The sequence below is a fragment of the Periweissella beninensis genome, assembly GCF_016908275.1.
Lineage (GTDB): Bacteria > Bacillota > Bacilli > Lactobacillales > Lactobacillaceae > Periweissella > Periweissella beninensis.
This window is the reverse complement of the sequence record NZ_JAFBDN010000017.1, coordinates 1-18,807: the sequence shown is the minus strand read 5'-3', so window position 1 is coordinate 18,807 and position 18,807 is coordinate 1. Positions and strand designations below refer to the sequence as shown.

The window sequence follows — 18,807 nt, the reverse complement described above, 5'->3', positions numbered from 1 at the left end:
ATTATTTTAATTAATTGTTAAGGCTACCTTACTAAAAGCCCACCAATTTAAACTAGTTACTTAGTATTCAAAGTTAGCTATTTACTTTTTAGGTGCTCAGTAAACTTTCACAAAAATAACCACGCTTAAAAACCAAATAAAAAGGTCCAGACACATTGTCCTGGACCTTTTTATAATAATTATTATTACTTAGTAGCAGCAGATGCGCCAGCTTCTTCAAGCTTAGCAACAAGTGCATTAGCATCGTCTTCTGACAAGCCTTCTTTAATGATTGATGGAGCACCATCAACTAATTCCTTAGCTTCTTTTAAGCCTAAGCCAGTTGCTTCACGAACTGCCTTGATAACCTTGATTTTAGCTGAACCAGCTGAAGTCAATTCAACATCAAATTCAGTCTTAGCAGCAGCTTCAGCACCAGCGGCACCAGCAGCAGCAACTGGAGCTGCTGCTGAAACACCAAATTCTTCTTCGATTGCTGAAACAAGATCAGCAAGTTCCAAGATAGTAGCATTCTTTAATTCTTCAATAATAACGTCTTTGTTTAAAGCCATTGTAATAATCCTCCAAATAATATAATATTAATCAATTAAAATTAAGCAGCAGGTTCTTCATCTTTTGCATCTGAAACTGCCTTAACAGCATATGCAAAGTTACGAACAGGTGCTTGCAATGTTGAAAGTAACATTGACAACAAGCCATCACGACTTGGTAATGCAGCGAATTTGTTGATTTCTTCAACATTAACAATGTTACCTTCGATAACACCACCCTTAATTTCAAGGGCTTCAACTGAATCAGCAAATTTTTTCAAAATACGAGCTGGTGCAATAGCATCTTCTTTAGAAAAAGCTACTGCAGAAGGTCCAACAAATAATTCTTGTAAGCCTTCAAGGTTTGCACTTTCAGCAGCACGTGTCAAGATTTTATTCTTGATAACCTTCAATTCAATGTTTTCTTCACGAAGTTGCTTACGCAAATCGTTTGATTGTTCAACAGTTAAACCACGGACATCAACAACAACCGCTGAAACAGCATCGTTGAATTTGCCAGCAACTTCTTCAACCATTGATGCCTTTACGGCAATAGTTGCTTCACTCATGTACTTTACCTCCTTATTTATTTTGATTTCTCAAAAGAAAATCCCTTGTTCAGTAAACCTGAGACAAGGGAAATAAAGTCATTGTAAACTTCCTCGGCAGGATATTAAGGCAAATGCCCCCTGAGTCTTAGGTAGAAATCTTATTTAATTAACTAACTAAGTATATCAGTTATCCTGGGATGAGTCAATAAATACTTATTATAATGAATCAACAGCTACGTTAACTGATGGGCCAAAAGTTGAAGCAATTGATACGTGCTTCACATAAGTACCCTTAACTGCAGCTGGACGAGCCCGAACAATTGTTTCAGAAATAGTCTTCAAGTTACCAACAAGTTTATCAGCATCAAATGATACTTTACCTACTGGTACTGAAACGTTTCCGTCACGATCTGTCCGGTAAGTAACCTTACCAGCTTTTGATTCTTGCACAGCTTTAGTAACGTCCATTGTTACTGTTCCAGTTTTAGGGTTTGGCATCAAACCTTTAGGTCCAAGAACACGTCCAATCCGGCCAACTTGAGCCATCATGTCTGGAGTTGCAATTGCAACATCAAAATCTAACCAACCATCTTGAACACGTTTGATTAATTCTGCATCACCAACGACATCAGCACCGGCAGCTTCAGCTTCCTTAGCTTTGTCACCCTTTGCAAAAACAACAACAGTTTGATCTTTACCAGTACCGTTTGGCAATACTACAGCACCACGTAATTGTTGATCAGCTTGACGAGTATCAACGTTCAAATTGAATGCAATTTCAACAGTTGCGTCAAAGCCAGCAAAATCGATTTCTTTAACTAATGCTGTAGCTTCTTCCAAAGTATAGTCCTTAGTACGGTCTACCTTTTCAAGAGCTGCAACATATTTTTTACCATGTTTCTTAGCCATCTTTAGCTATTCCTCCTTGCAAATGCGGTCAACCGGTGTAGCCACCTCCCGCTTGATCTTACATACTTTCGTACGTGATCCGACTGTTCGTTATAAATTAATCTTCAACAACGAAGCCCATTGAACGTGCAGTACCTTCAACCATGCGCATTGCTGCTTCAACTGAAGCGGCGTTTAGGTCTTGCATCTTAGTTTCAGCGATTTCTTTAACTTGCGCTTTTGTAACCGTTGCAACTTTTTTAGTGTTTGGTTCACCTGAACCTTTTTCAACACCAGCAGCCTTCTTTAAAAGAACTGCTGCAGGTGGTGTCTTAGTGATGAAATCAAATGAACGATCTTCATATACTGAGATAACAACAGGAATAATCATACCTGCTTGATCAGCAGTACGTGCATTAAATTCCTTTGCAAACCCCATGATATTGATACCAGCTTGACCAAGGGCAGGACCCACTGGAGGAGCTGGAGTAGCCTTAGCGGCTGGAATTTGTAACTTAACAACTGTTACGACTTTTTTAGCCACGATACATTACCTCCGTTTCGTGTTGTGGTATGAATGGAGATTAGATTTCTCCTCCCACATATGTTCTTATTCAACATACTTGAAAAGTATAGCATTTAATTTTATAAATAACAAGAAATATTATCACTCATTATTAATGTCATTTTGCATCCCTTCTAATTTTTTTAATTCATATACTAGTTTCGTAAATGGGATTAACATAACTAAAACTGAAGCTGTCCAAGCTAGTGGATTAGCCAACATCGCTCCAAAATAGCCAAACGCTCCTGTTAATACTAGACCTGCAAATGCTCGCGCAACTAATTCAGCACCTCCAGCCATTGTTGGTACCATACTGTTACCTGAACCTTGTAATACATTCCTAATTATAAATAAAATAGTAAGCATCATATAGGTTGACCCAACAACATTAAAATATGTTTGCGACATATTTAAAATTGTTCGACTACCATTTTGAATAAACAAAGCTGCTAAATTATCTGCAAAAACAATTTCTAAGCTACCCACGATAAGTGCAATAATAATTACAATCCCTAAAACTTTTTTGGTTCCTTGAATTATTCGATGATATTGTCTTGCACCATAATTCTGCGCAGTATACGTAGCCATTGTTGTTCCAAATGATAGAAAAATCAACACGGCAAACTGATCAATCTTTGAAGCAGCTGTTGAGGCAGCTATCGCATCTCTCCCTAATACATTAACTGACATTTGTAGGATTACTGAACCAATCGCAATAATTGAAGATTGAATTGCTACTGGATAAGCAACTCTTGCATGTTCAAAAAATCGCGTTTTGACCCAACTAAAATCCTCTTTTTCAAGTGCTAATACAGGTATATGACGAGGAATCCATAAAACTAACAAAATTGCTGATAACAGTTGTGAAATGCCAGTTGCCAAACCGGCTCCAGCTACTCCCATATGAAAGCCTAAAATAAACCACAATTCTAATATAATATTTACAACTTGACCAACAATCAAGAAAATTAATGGCGTCAATGAATCACCAACCGAACGATATACATTAGCTAACAGATTATACGCCATTTGCGCAAAAATTCCTGCAAATATTAAAAAAATAAAGCTATACGCATCTCGATAAATAACTTTTGGTGTTTGCATTAAATGTAAAATTGTCGGTAAAAATAGAAGGGCTAGTATCGTCACAATAATTGAAGTAACCACACTGATGACGATTCCCATCGCAAAACTTTTTTTTACACCATCATAATCTTTTGCTCCAAATTTTTGGGCTGTAATAATCGCTAACCCAACGGTTAATCCATTAGCAAAGCCTAAAACTAAAAACTGTAAGCTACTAGTTGAACCAACTGCAGCTAATGGATTAACCCCTAAAGTCTTACCAACAATCCACGTATCGGAAAAACTATACATTTGTTGAAAAAGGTTCCCAATTAATAATGGGATAGTAAATAACAATATTTTCTTTAAAGGTGCCCCATTTGTTAAATCCAATCATCAATTCTCCGTATTCGTCTAAATTTTATTAATCTGATGTTATCTATTATCTTCGATTAAAGAGTGATTCCATCAAGATTAGCAAAAACGGCTAAAGAAGCAGTTTCTTAGCCGTTTTATAACTTTTTCAAATATATTCATCCTAATTATTAGGAAATCTTTACCTTAATATTCTACTTTGTCGACATTATCATACGATATTTCAGCCGGTGTTTCACGTCCAAAGACTTCAACATTAACACTAAGTTGTTGCTTTTCATCATCTTTAGTTGTAACAACTCCTTGCATTCCAGCAAATGCACCTGAAATAATGCTGATTGTTTCACCAATCTCAATATCTAATTTTTCCTCACGGCGAGCCGACATCCCCATCCGATCTAATAAATTAGCTACTTCATCCGGTAATAATGGTGTTGGTTTTGATCCACCACCGTGTGAGCCAACAAATCCTGTTACACCAGGTGTATTACGGACAACAAACCAGGCTTCATCACTCATAACCATTTCAACTAAAACATAACCTGGAAAATCATTTTCAATGATTTCTTTTTCTTCACCATCTTTTACCGTCGTAACTTTATTTTCAGGAACTACTACTCTAAAAATAAAATCCTGCATTTGCATCGTTTCAGTTCTTGAAATTAAATTATTCTTAACTTTGTTTTCATATCCTGAATAGGTATGTAACACATACCACTGCTTTTCAATTGAATCAACCATTGTTTACTCCTCGAATATCTGTTTTTTAATTTTAAAATAAAAAAACCTCGTGGGTACGAAGTTTTTCTCAACTAACTCTATTATAACAGAAGCTAATGCATCCGCCAATTATCTACTTGGTCAATAAATTAATTCCATATTGTAAGAGCCAGTCTATGCATCCTAGAAAAACTGCAAAGAAAATTGAGGTTCCAATAACAGTCAATGAATCTTTACGATTTTCTTTAGCAGTTGGCCATGTAACAATCCGCATTTCTTCAAATACACTTTTTAAAAATTTCATTATTCACCTCAATCATTTTAACGTGTTTCACGATGCAATGTATGTTCACCACAAAACTTACAAAATTTTTTTATTTCTAATCTTTCTGTCCGATTAGGGTTCGCTGCTAATGTATAGTTCCGAGAACCACACACATTACAAGCTAACGCAATTTTTCTTTGAGCCATAATCTTATGACCTCCTTTATAGTACGCTTTATCTAAATGCAGCCATAAAGGCCCAAAATAGTCAATAATAGAATAACACTAATCTAAATATGCTTCAAGTTTTTTTAACACCCTTATCCGGGCTCGTGCTATTGCTTTATCATCGAATTCTTGATGCAAAGAGGTATCATTTTCACCCAATACATCTTTTAATGCAATTTTTTCTAATTTCCCGGTAATCGTACTTTTAAATTCTTCAATTCCATTTTCTAAAACAATTAATTCATCTACTTTTTGATTGTAATTATCAACAAGCACATCTGCTAATTTCAAATTTGTAAGATTAGTACTGGCTTCAAGTGATTGCATATCTTTTCTAAATCTTTGTCGTTTAGTTTGGCGTCTACGCCATTCATCAGTTACTCTAAACCGAATTGCACGTTTGTAAAAACTTCCAAAAGTAACATTAAACATATCACCTTGATATTTCATAATTGATTCAAACATAATAACGCGCATTTCTTGTTGCCACTCTTCTAAAGAAAATTGTAAATTACCAAATTGTTTCCATTGCTTCACAATTAATGGTCGAAATTTAATGCACAATTCGTTAAATGCTAAGTCTTCTTGTTCTCTTTGAAATATTACTACTAATTGGGCTACGGTTTTTTCTTCATAATTTATCATCTTTAAAATTTCCTTTCACCTAACTTTAAGTAGCTTTATTTTAAAACTAGTTTAATAATAATTAATTCGAACATAAGTTCGTTAAAAGGAATGATTTTATCAAAAAAAGATGAAATCCCTTATTTTTCAAGTGATTTCATCTTTTAATTTATTATTAATTTAAATAATAATAATATAAATATTATAATATTTATATTATTTAACCGAGTTCCGTGTTGAAAATGCTTGATACATCAACAATGAAGCTGCTACCGAAGCATTTAATGATTGTACATGTCCAATCATCGGAATCGTTAACATCTCGTCAACTGATTGCTTTAATAATTTAGCAATTCCTTTTCCTTCATTCCCAATAATCAACGCAGTTGGTCCCTTAGCATCCCAGTTTCGATAATCATTTCCATTCATATCTGTTCCAAAAATCCAAAGACCTTTTGCTTTTAATTCACTAACTGTTTTAACTAGGTTAGTAACACGGACAACTGGGACATGCTCAATCGCTCCTGTTGAAGTTTTAGCAACGGTTGCTGTTAACTGTACCGCTCGTCTCTTTGGAATAATAATGCCATGAACCCCAACTGCATCCGCTGTTCGCATAATTGAACCTAAATTATGTGGATCTTCAATTGAGTCCAAAATCAAGAAAAATGGTTCTTCATTTTTAGCCGCTGCTTTAGCAAACAAATCCGTCATTTCAGCATATTCAAAAGCGGCAACTGATAAAACCATTCCTTGGTGATTTTGCCCATCAGCTAATTCATCCAATTTTGATTTAGGTGCGTTTTGTATAACTAACTTCTGTTTTTTTGCTAGTTTAGTAACCTCTTGAAGCACTTCTCCCGTTAAGCCTTCTTGCAACCAAACCTTATTAATCGCTTGATTTGCCTTCAACGCCTCTAAAACTGGATGCCGGCCAATAATAAAATCCTGTTGCCCTAAGGGTTCGTTATTGGTATTATGCTTTGCCTTTTGACTCTTCATCGTCTTATTTTTACTATCTGTTTTACGTGTTTGCCGCTTATTTTGTATCACTATTATTTTCCATTGTCCTTCCTATTTCAACCTGTTCAATACACCAATTCATTAAATTTTCTATCCGCTGATTTTGTTTACTCAAGTACAAATAACCAAATAATGCTTCTATTCCAGTTGAAATACGATATGTCACGATATCAGTATTTTTAGCACTAGTATGTGATTTGGCATTTCGTCCCCGATGAAAATACTGTTGTTCCTCATCTGTTAAAATATTATCTTGTTGCATCAGCCTATATAATGCCGCATGTGCTTTTGCCGACACATAGCGAGTCGCAGTATGATGTAAATGGGTTGGTTTTACAACCCCTTTACTAATTAAATGTTCGCGTATAAATACTTCATAAATTGCATCACCCATATAAGCTAATGTAATTCCATTCATTTGTTGATAATTTACCATCTACTCTTTGTGCCACCGTGTTCCTTGTGGTGTATCCTCCAAAATAATTCCTTGAGCTTGTAATTCCATTCTTATTTTATCAGCTAACTGATAATCTTTACTGATTTTAGCGGAAGCACGTTCGTTAATTTTCGCTTCAACTTGTTCATCACTTGTTTGTTTAAAATTACTCTCTTTTTCAATATCAATTCCTAAGACCATTAACATTTTAGTATATTCGCTAAGTAATCCTTCAATATTTTCTTTAATTAATCGATCAGTTTGACTAGCTAAAACGTTTAAATAAGTCGCCATTTCGGCAATAACTGTCATCGCATTGGCAACATTAAAATCATCATCCATAGCGATCTTAAAATGCTTAATAAATGTTGCTATTTTTTCGACAATGACCGTATTCGCTGACTCAGTTTTAGCATCTATAAGTCTAAAATAGAGATTACGATATGCTGTAGTTAAATGCTTTAAAGTATTTTCAGCATCCTGCATTGCAGTTTCCGTATAAGAAATTGGTCGTCGATATTGTGTTGTTGCCATCATTAATCTTAGAACCTGCGGATTCACATCCTTTAGTAAATCATGAACCGTTACAAAATTACCTAATGATTTAGACATTTTTTCCTGTTGATCACCAACTGTCACAAAACCATTATGTAACCAATAATTTGCAAAAGTTTTTCCCGTATAAACTTCTGATTGTGCAATTTCATTGGTATGATGGGGAAATGCTAAATCTTGACCACCACCATGAATGTCAATTGTATCACCTAAATATTTAATGGCCATAACTGAACATTCAATATGCCAACCGGGACGGCCTGCCCCCCATGGTGATTGCCAACTGATGGAAGCATCATTGGCAACCCCCTTCCAAACAGCAAAATCAATTGGATCTTCTTTTTTACTTAATGCACCATCATCAAGCCGTTCTGATGCACCAATTTCTAAATCATCAACACTTTGATGTGCTAGATGACCATATTCTGGAAATTTACGAGCTCGAAAATAAACATCGCCCATACTTTCATATGCATATCCTTTATTTATCAATGTTTTAACAAAATCGATAATTTCCGTAACGTGTTCTGTTGCCAATGGCCGCACCGTTGCTTTTTTAATGTTTAGCGGGGCAGTATCTTCATCAAACGCTTGTTCAAACTTAGCTGTTAGAACTTGTTCACTAACCTTAGCGGCCTTAGCGGCTTTAATTATTTTATCGTCAATATCAGTAAAATTAGAAACATAGTTAACCTGATAACCGATATACTCTAAATATCGCCGAATAGTATCAAAAGCAATTGCTGAACGAGCATTACCTAAATGGATATAATTATAGACAGTTGGGCCACAAACATACATGCTAACTATACCCGGCTTTATTGTTTTAAATTCCTCTTTTTGATGAGTCATAGCATTAAATACACGTAACATTTGTAACCATCTCCTTTTTAAATGCCTTTTATTTAGCTTATTATTTTATCATACCATAGAAATAAATTTCTTAACTACCTAAAAGTAAATCAAACCATTTTAAAAACTAAAAAACTCTGAGTTAATAATCTGAATGCTAGTTAACAAAATAGTCAACCTTAGCATTTAAACTTCAGCTCAGAGTTTTAAATAATTTTACTTATGATAATTTTAGTCAATTACTTAAGTTCAGTAATCATTGCTTCAATATTTGTTAAAACCTTATCTTTACCAAGTAGTTCAAGAACCTCTGGCAAAGCCGGTCCATGCATTTCGTGTGAAGCAGCAATTCTAATTGGCATAAATAACTTACGTCCCTTGATGCCAGTTTCCTTTTGAACCGCTTTGATAGCAGGAAAAATTGTTGCTGCTACAAAAAATTCAAGCTTTAAAACCTCAGCTTTAAAAGCTTCTAATACTGTCAAGACACCTTCCTTATCAGCCATTTCTGCTTTACTATCTTCATCAAGGCTTACTGGCATGTCAAAGAATACATCTTTAGAAAACTCATTAATTTGATTAGTATATGACATTTGATCTTTGTAAAGCTCTGTCATTTTGTATAACCAAGTTAATTTCTCTGGGGTCAATTCATTTTTAGTAACTAACCCTCCATTAACTAGTTGGTGTAAAATAGATGGGAAAATTTCACTAGTTGAAACTTTCTTTAACCATTGATTATTAACCCATTCCAGCTTTTTAGCATCAAATTTAGCGGGACTCTTAGATAGACGATGTTCATCAAACATTTTCACAAATTCTGATAAACTAAAAATTTCTTCTTCACCAACTGGTGACCACCCTAATAAAACAATAAAGTTTAAAAGTGCTTCTGGCAAATAACCTAGTTCATGATACTGTTCAATAAATTGTAAAATTGACTCATCACGTTTAGATAATTTTTTCCCAGTTTCCGTATTAATAATCAATGTCATATGACCAAATCGAGGTACATCCCATCCAAAAGCATCATAAATCATCATTTGCTTAGGTGTGTTTGAAATATGATCATCACCACGTAACACATGTGATATTTCCATCATATGGTCATCGACCACAACTGCAAAGTTATAAGTTGGCATCCCATCTCGTTTTTGAATAACCCAATCACCACCAACTTGTTCTGCACCAATTTCAATATTTCCTTTTACAATATCATCCCACGCATAGACTTTACCAACCGGAACTTTAAATCTAATAACGGGCGTCAACCCAGCTGCCTTTGCCGCGGCAATTTTAGCTTCACGTTGTTCATCGGTTAAACCAGCAAATTCATATTCATACCGTGGGGTTTCCCCATTTTCAAGTTGGCGCTCACGATCTTGTGCCAATTCTTCTTCTGTCTTGTAGGATTCATAAGCAAGACCACGATCAAGTAAATCTTGAATTAATGGTTTATAAATATCTAATCTTTCAGATTGACGATATGGTCCGTACTTACCAGGCTTATCGGGGCCTTCATCCCAATCCATTCCAAGCCATTTAAGATTTTCTAACTGACTTCTTTCACCATCTGCAATATTACGTTTTTGATCAGTATCTTCAATTCGAATAATAAATGTTCCTTTATTGTGACGAGCATACATGTAATTAAACAATGCTGTTCGTGCATTTCCAATGTGAAGATGTCCTGTTGGACTGGGGGCATACCGAACCCGTAACTTCTTATTTGCCAAAATAGTTAGCCTCTTTCTGTATTTTTTTATTGTGCACAATTAATGCATACTAATGTGATAATACAACAAATAAAATAATATTAAAAGTATCGTTACAGTTTTTATATAACTTATCCACTTTTAAATTAGTTTCTAATTTTGTGGCTTATCAATTGGTCGACCAGAATGAACTGGTTTCGCAAATATCATTCGCCCAGCATCAGTTTGAATAGCAGATGTAACTGTTACCTCTAATTTTTTATTCATAAAGAATTGACCATCTTCAACAACCACCATGGTGCCATCATCTAAATAAGCGACCCCTTGTTGTCTTTCAGTTCCTTTTTTAACAACCATTACATGTAACTCTTCACCTGGTAAGACACGTGGTTTTAAGGCCCCTACTAATTCATTAATATTAAAAATTTCAACGTTTTGAAATGATGTTACTTTATTTAAATTATAATCATTAGTTACTAAGACAGCATTTAAATCTTTAGCGAGCTGAATTAATTTCTCATCAACTTCCTTAATGTCTTCATAATCACCTTCATACATTTCAATAGGAATAATTTGCTCTTCTCGCAATTTATTTAAAATATCAAGTCCTCGTCGACCACGCACCCGTTTAACTGAATCTGCTGAATCTGCAATATATTGAATTTCATATAATACAAAATTAGGAACCAGTAATGTTCCTTCCAAAAAACCGGTTTTAACTAAATCATAAATTCGGCCATCAATCAAAATATTAGTATCTAATATTTTATAGTGATGATAATTAGCTTCACTATTCCGTTCTCCTAATATTCGGCCATCATCAATTGATTCAATTTTTGCACGAGTTCGATTAAGAGCTGGAATTAATTTCTTCCATTCATCAATTCTAGTTGTTCCAAGGCGAAAACCTAAATACCCCAAGACGAGCATTAACAACACTGGAATTACGGTATTAATTAAGAAAACATCAGAATTAACCAATAAACTTGAAATTAAAACAGCAATTAACAAACCTAATATCGTCGTCACACTACCAATTAATAGTGTAATTGGATTCTTTTTAGCTAAATATTTTTCAGCTTCAGTTAGTTTTTGATCAATATAAGTAACAAAAATAAATGAAATTATAAAAAAAAGGATTGCACCAATAATAAAGTCCATTATATTGTTAGCTAAAATACGATTATCTTGCCAACCGATTAAATTCCATAAGCTTGGTAAGATTAATAATCCAATTGATCCACCAATCAAGGCAAATGCTGCTTGAATAATTCGTTTACGCATCATTATCATCAACTCCTTTTCGTATTGTTTTTTTCATTGTAAATGCATATTTTAATGCTTCTGTAATTGTTGCAACACCAATCACTTCAATAATGGTATCTGGTTGCCAACCTTGTAAATTATTCTTAGGAATAAATACTCGTTTAAATCCTAATTTTTGAGCCTCTAAAACGCGTTCCTCAATTCGGCTGACACTTCTAATTTCACCAGTTAATCCTAATTCACCAATAAAAGCGTCAGCAACAGCCGTCTCTTTATCACGATAAGATGACGCTACTGCGATTGCTATCGCTAAATCAATTGCTGGTTCATCTAATTTTACGCCCCCAGCCGCCTTTAAAAAAGCATCTTGATTTTGTAAAAGTAAATTTGCTCTTTTTTCTAAAACTGCCATGATTAATGCAACCCGATTTCGATCAAGCCCAGTAGCAGTTCTCTGTGCATTACCAAATACCGATGGCGTAATTAAGGCTTGTATCTCGACTAAAATTGGTCGAGTTCCCTCCATTGAAACAACAATGGCCGAACCAGTAGCACCACTTAACCGTTCTTCTAAAAAAATCTGGGATGGATTAGCAACTTCTTTTAAGCCATTTGTGGCCATTTCAAAAATCCCTAACTCATTAGTTGAGCCAAAACGATTTTTAACCGCTCTCAAAATGCGATACGCATGATGCTTATCACCTTCAAAATATAAAACAGTATCAACCATATGCTCTAGCATTTTCGGCCCAGCCAAGGCCCCCTCTTTAGTAACATGGCCTACAATAAATACCGTAATATTATTGGTTTTAGCAATTTGTAATAGTTCAGCGGTTACCTCACGAACTTGTGAAACGGAGCCAACAGCTGATTGTACATCTGGTTCTTGCATTGTTTGAATTGAATCAATAATTACATAATTAGGCTTTAACTCATCAATTTGCTTGCGAATGGCACTCATGTCTGTTTCAGGAAAAAGATAAAAAGATGTTGCACCCACGCCTAATCGATCTGCTCGCATTTTTATCTGTGAGGCACTCTCTTCACCAGAAACATATAGCACAGTCCCTTTTGTATCAGCTAATTGACCTGATAATTGCAATAATAAAGTTGATTTACCAATGCCCGGATCACCACCAATTAGGACCATTGAACCAGGCACAACACCACCACCTAAAACACGGTTAACTTCATTTAAAGATACTTTCACACGTGGTGTATCTGTCATTTTTACCGTATCAATTTTTTCGACCTTTGCTGTTTGACCAGCTAAACTAACTCGTGCTTGTCGATTAGGGACTTCGGGTTGAATTTTCTCTTCAGTTAAAGTGCCCCATTCACCACAATTGGGACACCGACCCAAATATTTAGGTGAAATATAACCACAATTAGCACAAATAAATTGGGTCTTAACTTTTGCCACTTTCAATCACCTCACAAACCTACATTATTATCTGATGATCCAAAACCACCTTGTCGAACCTGTTTACTTGTCATTGCATCATTATCAGTTAATAAAAATGGCATGAAAATACCTTGTGCAATCCGCTCACCTTTTCTTAACGTCACATCGCGTAAACCAAAATTTAGTAACTGTACAAAGATTTCACCTTCGTTTTTCTCATTATTATAATAATCAGCGTCAATTACCCCAACAGCATTTGGTAAAATTAAACTTTTCTTTAATGGTCCACTTGAGCGGTTAATTAACATCAGCACTTCATTTTTTTCCATGTAGGCTTTAATACCTGTCGGAACTAAAACTGGTTTTATTATCTGTTGCGCATTGTGGCCTTGGTCATCATTTATTATTTTTTCTTGTAAAATTGTTTTCAGGGCTTTTAAAAAACCATATTTCCAAATTGATGGCACCACATAGTCAATTGCTACTTCAAAATCATATCCGGCAGCCTGATTTGTTGCTCTTTTTGGTAAGTTAACATTTTGATCTAAATATTTACTTACAATTTCAAATCCACGTTTCATTTTCAATTCCTCGTTTTCCTACTATTAGTTCATTATAACAGTTAAAATTACAAAATAATTGACTAATACTATTAATATCTGTCAAAATTATATTAATTTATTACTACCCTGACAATTACCCTAGATTGGAGAAAGTTATGAAATTTAATTTCAAACAAAATAAAATCGTCTATCAAGATAATCTTGCTCACGAGTTAGCGGTCATTGAGTATCAACCAAAAAACGGTGATAATACCATTTGGGAAATTACACGCACATTTGTAGACCCTCAGCTTCGTGGCCAAGGAATTGCACAAAAATTGTTATCACAACTGGTCACACTAGCTATCGCAAACAATAAAAAACTAGATCCAATTTGTAGTTACGCCGTGGCTGCCTTTGCACGTGATCCTAAATTACAAGCGCTTCAAGCAAAATAGATTTCCATTACAAATATGTTAATATAAAAGGATTAAACTAAAATAACAAGGAGTATTGACACATTAATTATGAAACAAGAAGAATTAAAAAAGTTAGTGGGCTATAAAGCGGCTACATTTATTGAAAATGGTATGATTGTGGGCCTTGGTACTGGTTCAACTGTTAAGTACTTAGTAGAAGCATTGGGAGCCCGGGTAGCACATGAAAATCTTAAAATCATTGGTGTTGCTACCTCAAAAAGAACAGCCGATCAAGCTACTAGTTTAGGAATTGAAATCAAAGCATTGGATGATGTTGATCATTTAGATCTTACAATCGATGGTGCAGATGAAATTGATGAACATTTCCAAGGAATTAAAGGTGGTGGCGCTGCTCATCTATGGGAAAAAATTGTTGCCATCAATTCTACTAAAAATATTTGGATTGTTGATGAATCAAAAATGGTTAAAACATTAGGTTCATTTCCACTACCACTTGAAGTAATTCCTTTTGGCTCACATCACGTCATCCATAAACTTGAGAATTTAGGCTATGCTCCCAAATTAAGGATGCGTAATAATGAAATTGTTTTAACTGATTCTAAAAATTATGTTGTTGATTTATACTTAAAAAAGATTCCTAACCCCCATGAATTAGCTATGCAGCTAGATCAAATGGTTGGTATAGTTGAACATGGTTTATTTTTAGACATTGTTAACACTGTCATTATTGGTCAAAGTACCGGTGTTAAAGTTATCAATGATATCCGCTAATTTATATTGATTTACCAAGTAACTAATGCATAATTTGTGTTAGTTACTTTTTTTATAATAATGGTAAAAAAGATATTAGTTTAAAGATAGGTAGTAGGTAGAAAACTTGTCTTCGTTTTCTACCCAACCATGCACATCTAATTGGCTACATGATAAACCAAAAAATACTAATAACCTTAATATTAGCTAGGCTATTAGTATTTAAAAATCAACACTGTTTCTTAAAAAACAGTATTTGTCTTCTAGATGAATTGATTTTATATTAAACTTTACCACTAGTTCAATAATATTTTAGTTGCTTCTACTTGATCAATTAAATATTGTAACTCTGCCCCAGTCGCTACAAAATGGCCATGCACGGCATGCAATGAATAACCAGCATTATGATAAAAAGTAAAATGCCAATTATCTTTAATTAACCATTGTGTTTGTAATCGCGCATTATCCAAATTATCAAATGGCACTAAAATTGCGGGGGCTGAAGATGTTACTACGGAAACTGGAATGCCAGCAATCGCTCTGATATGTTGTTCATAAACTGACAAATTGGTAACCTGGCCAAAAATGGCACTTTCTTGACTCAATGTTGCTACTAATTTTTTGACCATTAAATTACCAGTTGTGGTTAAATAAAAATCAACCTGATAAACACCACGATAATTCAGTGCATCTCCTACGACATTAACGATTCGTTGCATTTCAAATTCAATTTCATCAGGAACCTTGATTGCCGTTAAACTTTCAACTAATTTTCCATTATCAAAAATGTTTTCAATCATCGGAAACATTTCAATGTGGCCATCAACACCTTTGGCTGCAACAATTGATAATTCACGCATATCACTTAGCCATGACTCAACAATAAATGTCCCATTGTCAATTAGTTCAGCAGCTCTACCAATTGAGGCCGGGCCATCAATCACTCGTGCTAATTGCGGATTAATATTTTTTTGAATTGGTTTTAAAACAATTGGATAACCTAACGTTGCGGCGGCTGTTACGATATCATTTAAATCAATTGCAGAAGCATATGGTAAAACATTGATATTGTTTTCTTCCAACAGTGCCCGTTCCATTAGACGATCCATACTAATTTCTAATGCCTCAGTTCCTTGTGGTAAAACACCATACTTTTGCAAAAAGTTTAAGGTCTCGATTTGAATATTTTGACTTTCATACGTAATAAAATCACAGCTTTCAGCAAAAGTTTTTAATTTTTCCCAATCATAATAAGTCCCCACGAAATAATTATCCGCAATATGAACTAATTCACTTTTTTCATCTGGTGAATATACCGTTACTTTAAAACCCATTTGTCGCGCCGCCTGTACCAACATAGGGCCATTAATACCTTCACCAATGATTCCTAACGTCTGACCTGGATAAAATTGTGTTGTCATTGTATTCCTCCTACTTACCTAATTCTAATAATCATATCGGTCTAAATGATACTGCTCAATAATCTTTATTAACTTAGTAGCATAGGTTGGATCGGTTGCATACCCTGCTTGGTATAATGCCTTGGCAGCAATTTTGTAGTTACGAGCATGTAACACACGATAATAACGATTAGGATTTTCTGTGGTGCCATTTACCAATAATAAAGTATGATCTAGCATAGATGCTTGCCATGATGTATATACTCTAAACCGCGCATTAACAGTGATCCACTTACCATCTATATACTCTGAGGTTGGTAATTTTATCGCGGCTTGACCACTACTAGCCTTAATGCCATAAAAATTATAATACTTACTAGATAGCTGACTATCATTCCAATTTGATTCATGAGCAGCTTGTGCCAAAGTAATACTTGCTAACACCCCATATTTTTTTTGCAATCGTTGCGCATATGGTGCTATTTTTTTTAGCCAAGCCGTTCTGCTTTGTACTTGCGTCATTTCATTTTTTTGTGTCAATTTATCAGTACTTTTAGTGGTATATATTTGAGAAACAAATAGTGCAAGCATAAATAGTAACGTAGCAAAACCAAGCGTGTTAAACCATCTCAATCGCCCTTGTTTAATAAATAAGTTTGCAATTTTATTTTTTTTTTTAGTTTTATATCGTTTGCTTTTTATTGCCATTTGTCCCTCGTTTTACTTAATTAAACCGCGATCTAAATCAAGTAACTGTTTAAATTTTTGATTAGTTCGATATAAATCATTAGGTTGCCCATGCATTTCAATTTTACCATCATTTAAAAAAACAACTTGATCAACATGATTAATTCCTATTAAATGATGTGTTACCCAAATAATCGTTTTATCCTTAAATAATTTAAAAACAGTTTCTAAAACTGAATTTTCAGTTATTGGGTCTAGACTTACCGTTGGTTCATCTAAAATGATAATTGGTGTATCTTGTAATAATATTCGTGCTAATGCAAATCGCTGTTGCTCACCACCTGAAAAGCGTTGACCACCTTCAGTCATTATTGTTAAGTAACCATTCGGTAGTGCTTCAACCATTTCTTTTAAACCAACTGCAGCAATTGCGGCTTTTACTTGCTCATCAGTTGCCCCTAAATTACCCAACCGAATATTATTTAAAATTGTTGTGTTAAATAAATATGGTCGTTGGTCTAAAACTGCAAAAATAGTACTACGCTTGGTTTGCCATTTACTTATATTTTCTCCACCCAATGTAATACTTCCCAGTTGTGGATTTAAATCACCTAATATCATATTTAAAAGTGTTGTTTTACCAGCGCCAGATGGTCCTAATACTGCTATTTTACTACCCATTGGAATCACTAAATTAAGATTTTTAAATGTTGCTTCAGTATTAACTGGATATGTATAGCTAACATTTTTAATATCTATCTTTAGATTTTGGGGAATGACTTCGTTAGGTATATCGTTAATGTTACTGTTACTATTTTGATAACTATTCATTCTAACTAATGAATTATGATGAATTGGTACTTCAGCTAATCCTTCTGAAATCGCTTTGAACGCATCGATTAGCGGAAAAATAGCCAACACAAAAGCAGCAATCCAATTTACGGTTTTAACATTAGACCCAAACTCTAAGCTCGTAAACCAAAGCATTCCAATAACAATCAACACAACTATTAACTGAATTATAAAGTCACGCCACCAATCAAAATGATGATTTATGCGCTTTAGGTGACTCTGTTGGTTAATTAATATGTCTTGTTTAGCAATTAAATCTTTTTGTCGATTAGCAATGACCCAATCACTTAATCCTAACACTGTATCTGTCAATTCAGTATAAAATTTTTGTTGGAGTTTACGTTCATTTTGCATTCTAACGCCATTAAATATTAACGAAATAATTGGCACAAGTATTGTAATACAACCGAATAAAACCAACATTAAAATGCCAACAAGCCAATTATAAGTACCAATAAAAATACCAACTGCCAAATATAATAACCATCCAATAATGATTGGAAAGATTGTTCTTAAATATAAATTTTCAATATGATCAATATCATCTGCCAAAACGGCTAAAACATCACCGGTTTGGTATTTTTGACGAATAGTCATCGTTGTACTTTCTAATGATTGATATAGCTTTCGCCGTAAATTTGAAACTAATTTCAAAACCCAATTATGCGACGTCAACCGTTCAACATATCTAAACGTAGGGCGTCCAATTCCAAAAGCTCGGGTCAAGACAATTGGGACATACACTAATAATACATTAGTAGGATGTTGAGCAGATCGTGAAATTAGATATCCTGAGGTAAACATCAATGCTGTTCCACAAAAGACGGTCATAAATCCTAAAAAGATTACTAGTACTAATAATTTCTTATTTTTACGTAAATAAGGTAATACCCAACTATCTTCACGTAATTGTTGCAAAAATTTTTTCATTTTTCTAACTCACCCACCTTATTAATTGCTTGGGTTAAGCTTAAAAACTTGAACTGAACCCCTCGAATTGGAGTAAATCCAATCGAGGGGTTTTCTTATGTATTTTTCTCAACAAACAAAACTTAATGCAATTCTTGAGTATCA

At 34.4% G+C, this 18,807-nt stretch carries 21 protein-coding genes and 1 other annotated feature; of the genes, 2 read left to right on the top strand and 19 right to left on the bottom strand.

The window, feature by feature from the left end:
- Positions 1-185 precede the first annotated feature (185 nt).
- The 16 genes from rplL to JOC59_RS06615 form a co-directional block, all read right to left on the bottom strand.
- On the bottom strand, positions 186-551 hold the full coding sequence (gene rplL, locus JOC59_RS06690) for a 50S ribosomal protein L7/L12 (RefSeq protein ID WP_205144024.1): 366 nt from the start codon (positions 549-551) through the stop codon (positions 186-188).
- A 41-nt stretch (positions 552-592) separates the two neighbouring features.
- Positions 593-1,099, bottom strand: a complete 507-nt coding sequence (gene rplJ, locus JOC59_RS06685) for a 50S ribosomal protein L10 (protein WP_205144023.1) — start codon at positions 1,097-1,099, stop codon at positions 593-595.
- A 26-nt stretch (positions 1,100-1,125) separates the two neighbouring features.
- Positions 1,126-1,249, bottom strand: a sequence feature (ribosomal protein L10 leader region).
- 48 nt (positions 1,250-1,297) lie between these two features.
- Positions 1,298-1,990 carry a 50S ribosomal protein L1 gene (gene rplA, locus JOC59_RS06680; RefSeq protein WP_205144022.1) on the bottom strand — a complete coding sequence of 231 codons (693 nt, stop codon included), beginning with the start codon at positions 1,988-1,990 and terminating at the stop codon, positions 1,298-1,300.
- 97 nt (positions 1,991-2,087) lie between these two features.
- Positions 2,088-2,513, bottom strand: a complete 426-nt coding sequence (gene rplK / locus JOC59_RS06675) for a 50S ribosomal protein L11 (protein ID WP_205144021.1) — start codon at positions 2,511-2,513, stop codon at positions 2,088-2,090.
- Between the two features lie 123 nt (positions 2,514-2,636).
- Positions 2,637-3,992, bottom strand: a complete 1,356-nt coding sequence (locus tag JOC59_RS06670) for an MATE family efflux transporter (protein WP_239517047.1) — start codon at positions 3,990-3,992, stop codon at positions 2,637-2,639.
- A gap of 168 nt (positions 3,993-4,160) precedes the next feature.
- Entirely contained in the window at positions 4,161-4,715 is a 555-nt protein-coding gene (nusG, locus tag JOC59_RS06665) for a transcription termination/antitermination protein NusG (RefSeq protein WP_205144020.1), read from the bottom strand.
- Positions 4,716-4,827: 112 nt separating this feature from the next.
- Positions 4,828-5,001, bottom strand: coding sequence for a preprotein translocase subunit SecE (secE, locus tag JOC59_RS06660; RefSeq protein ID WP_205144037.1), 174 nt, complete (start codon positions 4,999-5,001; stop codon positions 4,828-4,830).
- A 14-nt stretch (positions 5,002-5,015) separates the two neighbouring features.
- Entirely contained in the window at positions 5,016-5,165 is a 150-nt protein-coding gene (rpmG, locus tag JOC59_RS06655; RefSeq protein WP_205144019.1) for a 50S ribosomal protein L33, read from the bottom strand.
- Between the two features lie 78 nt (positions 5,166-5,243).
- Positions 5,244-5,831, bottom strand: coding sequence for a hypothetical protein (locus tag JOC59_RS06650; protein ID WP_205144018.1), 588 nt, complete (start codon positions 5,829-5,831; stop codon positions 5,244-5,246).
- A gap of 195 nt (positions 5,832-6,026) precedes the next feature.
- On the bottom strand, positions 6,027-6,812 hold the full coding sequence (rlmB, locus tag JOC59_RS06645; protein WP_205144036.1) for a 23S rRNA (guanosine(2251)-2'-O)-methyltransferase RlmB: 786 nt from the start codon (positions 6,810-6,812) through the stop codon (positions 6,027-6,029).
- A gap of 37 nt (positions 6,813-6,849) precedes the next feature.
- A complete protein-coding gene (locus JOC59_RS06640) occupies positions 6,850-7,269 on the bottom strand; it encodes a Mini-ribonuclease 3 (RefSeq protein ID WP_205144017.1) in 420 nt (139 codons plus the stop codon).
- A complete protein-coding gene (gene cysS, locus JOC59_RS06635) occupies positions 7,270-8,697 on the bottom strand; it encodes a cysteine--tRNA ligase (protein ID WP_205144016.1) in 1,428 nt (475 codons plus the stop codon). It abuts the gene before it with no gap.
- Positions 8,698-8,915: 218 nt separating this feature from the next.
- Entirely contained in the window at positions 8,916-10,412 is a 1,497-nt protein-coding gene (gene gltX, locus JOC59_RS06630) for a glutamate--tRNA ligase (RefSeq protein WP_205144015.1), read from the bottom strand.
- A 132-nt stretch (positions 10,413-10,544) separates the two neighbouring features.
- Positions 10,545-11,684, bottom strand: coding sequence for a PIN/TRAM domain-containing protein (locus JOC59_RS06625; RefSeq protein ID WP_205144014.1), 1,140 nt, complete (start codon positions 11,682-11,684; stop codon positions 10,545-10,547).
- Positions 11,668-13,080 carry a DNA repair protein RadA gene (gene radA, locus JOC59_RS06620; RefSeq protein WP_205144013.1) on the bottom strand — a complete coding sequence of 471 codons (1,413 nt, stop codon included), beginning with the start codon at positions 13,078-13,080 and terminating at the stop codon, positions 11,668-11,670. Before radA ends, JOC59_RS06625 begins: the two co-directional genes overlap by 17 nt.
- A gap of 11 nt (positions 13,081-13,091) precedes the next feature.
- On the bottom strand, positions 13,092-13,643 hold the full coding sequence (locus JOC59_RS06615; RefSeq protein ID WP_205144012.1) for a dCTP deaminase/dUTPase family protein: 552 nt from the start codon (positions 13,641-13,643) through the stop codon (positions 13,092-13,094).
- Between the two features lie 137 nt (positions 13,644-13,780).
- Between JOC59_RS06615 and JOC59_RS06610 the strand changes: the two genes are divergently transcribed.
- Positions 13,781-14,062: a GNAT family N-acetyltransferase gene (locus JOC59_RS06610; RefSeq protein WP_205144011.1), complete on the top strand. Its 282-nt coding sequence runs from the start codon at positions 13,781-13,783 to the stop codon at positions 14,060-14,062.
- 69 nt (positions 14,063-14,131) lie between these two features.
- The gene (rpiA, locus tag JOC59_RS06605; RefSeq protein WP_205144010.1) at positions 14,132-14,815 is read left to right on the top strand and encodes a ribose-5-phosphate isomerase RpiA; all 684 of its coding nucleotides are present in this window, start codon (positions 14,132-14,134) and stop codon (positions 14,813-14,815) included.
- Positions 14,816-15,090: 275 nt separating this feature from the next.
- Here the strand turns inward: rpiA and JOC59_RS06600 are convergent, their stop codons facing one another.
- From JOC59_RS06600 to cydC, 3 genes are read right to left on the bottom strand one after another with little or no spacing between them, the layout of a single operon-like run.
- Positions 15,091-16,215 (bottom strand): ATP-grasp domain-containing protein, encoded by a 1,125-nt coding sequence (locus JOC59_RS06600; protein WP_205144009.1) that lies wholly within the window; start codon positions 16,213-16,215, stop codon positions 15,091-15,093.
- 24 nt (positions 16,216-16,239) lie between these two features.
- Entirely contained in the window at positions 16,240-16,902 is a 663-nt protein-coding gene (locus tag JOC59_RS06595) for a glycoside hydrolase family 73 protein (protein ID WP_205144008.1), read from the bottom strand.
- Between the two features lie 12 nt (positions 16,903-16,914).
- Entirely contained in the window at positions 16,915-18,663 is a 1,749-nt protein-coding gene (cydC, locus tag JOC59_RS06590; RefSeq protein ID WP_205144007.1) for a thiol reductant ABC exporter subunit CydC, read from the bottom strand.
- Positions 18,664-18,807: the final 144 nt, after the last annotated feature.

Excerpts from the sequence above, each read along its gene's own strand:
- rplL (WP_205144024.1), bottom strand. The coding sequence starts at position 551 with ATGGCTTTAAACAAAGACGTTATTATTGAAGAATTAAAGAATGCTACT.
- rplJ (WP_205144023.1), bottom strand. The coding sequence starts at position 1,099 with ATGAGTGAAGCAACTATTGCCGTAAAGGCATCAATGGTTGAAGAAGTT.
- rplA (WP_205144022.1), bottom strand. The coding sequence starts at position 1,990 with ATGGCTAAGAAACATGGTAAAAAATATGTTGCAGCTCTTGAAAAGGTA.
- nusG (WP_205144020.1), bottom strand. The coding sequence starts at position 4,715 with ATGGTTGATTCAATTGAAAAGCAGTGGTATGTGTTACATACCTATTCA.
- rpmG (WP_205144019.1), bottom strand. The coding sequence starts at position 5,165 with ATGGCTCAAAGAAAAATTGCGTTAGCTTGTAATGTGTGTGGTTCTCGG.
- JOC59_RS06650 (WP_205144018.1), bottom strand. The coding sequence starts at position 5,831 with ATGATAAATTATGAAGAAAAAACCGTAGCCCAATTAGTAGTAATATTT.
- rlmB (WP_205144036.1), bottom strand. The coding sequence starts at position 6,812 with ATGAAGAGTCAAAAGGCAAAGCATAATACCAATAACGAACCCTTAGGG.
- JOC59_RS06640 (WP_205144017.1), bottom strand. The coding sequence starts at position 7,269 with ATGGTAAATTATCAACAAATGAATGGAATTACATTAGCTTATATGGGT.
- cysS (WP_205144016.1), bottom strand. The coding sequence starts at position 8,697 with ATGTTACGTGTATTTAATGCTATGACTCATCAAAAAGAGGAATTTAAA.
- JOC59_RS06625 (WP_205144014.1), bottom strand. The coding sequence starts at position 11,684 with ATGATAATGATGCGTAAACGAATTATTCAAGCAGCATTTGCCTTGATT.
- JOC59_RS06615 (WP_205144012.1), bottom strand. The coding sequence starts at position 13,643 with ATGAAACGTGGATTTGAAATTGTAAGTAAATATTTAGATCAAAATGTT.
- JOC59_RS06610 (WP_205144011.1), top strand. The coding sequence starts at position 13,781 with ATGAAATTTAATTTCAAACAAAATAAAATCGTCTATCAAGATAATCTT.
- rpiA (WP_205144010.1), top strand. The coding sequence starts at position 14,132 with ATGAAACAAGAAGAATTAAAAAAGTTAGTGGGCTATAAAGCGGCTACA.
- JOC59_RS06600 (WP_205144009.1), bottom strand. The coding sequence starts at position 16,215 with ATGACAACACAATTTTATCCAGGTCAGACGTTAGGAATCATTGGTGAA.
- JOC59_RS06595 (WP_205144008.1), bottom strand. The coding sequence starts at position 16,902 with ATGGCAATAAAAAGCAAACGATATAAAACTAAAAAAAAAAATAAAATT.
- cydC (WP_205144007.1), bottom strand. The coding sequence starts at position 18,663 with ATGAAAAAATTTTTGCAACAATTACGTGAAGATAGTTGGGTATTACCT.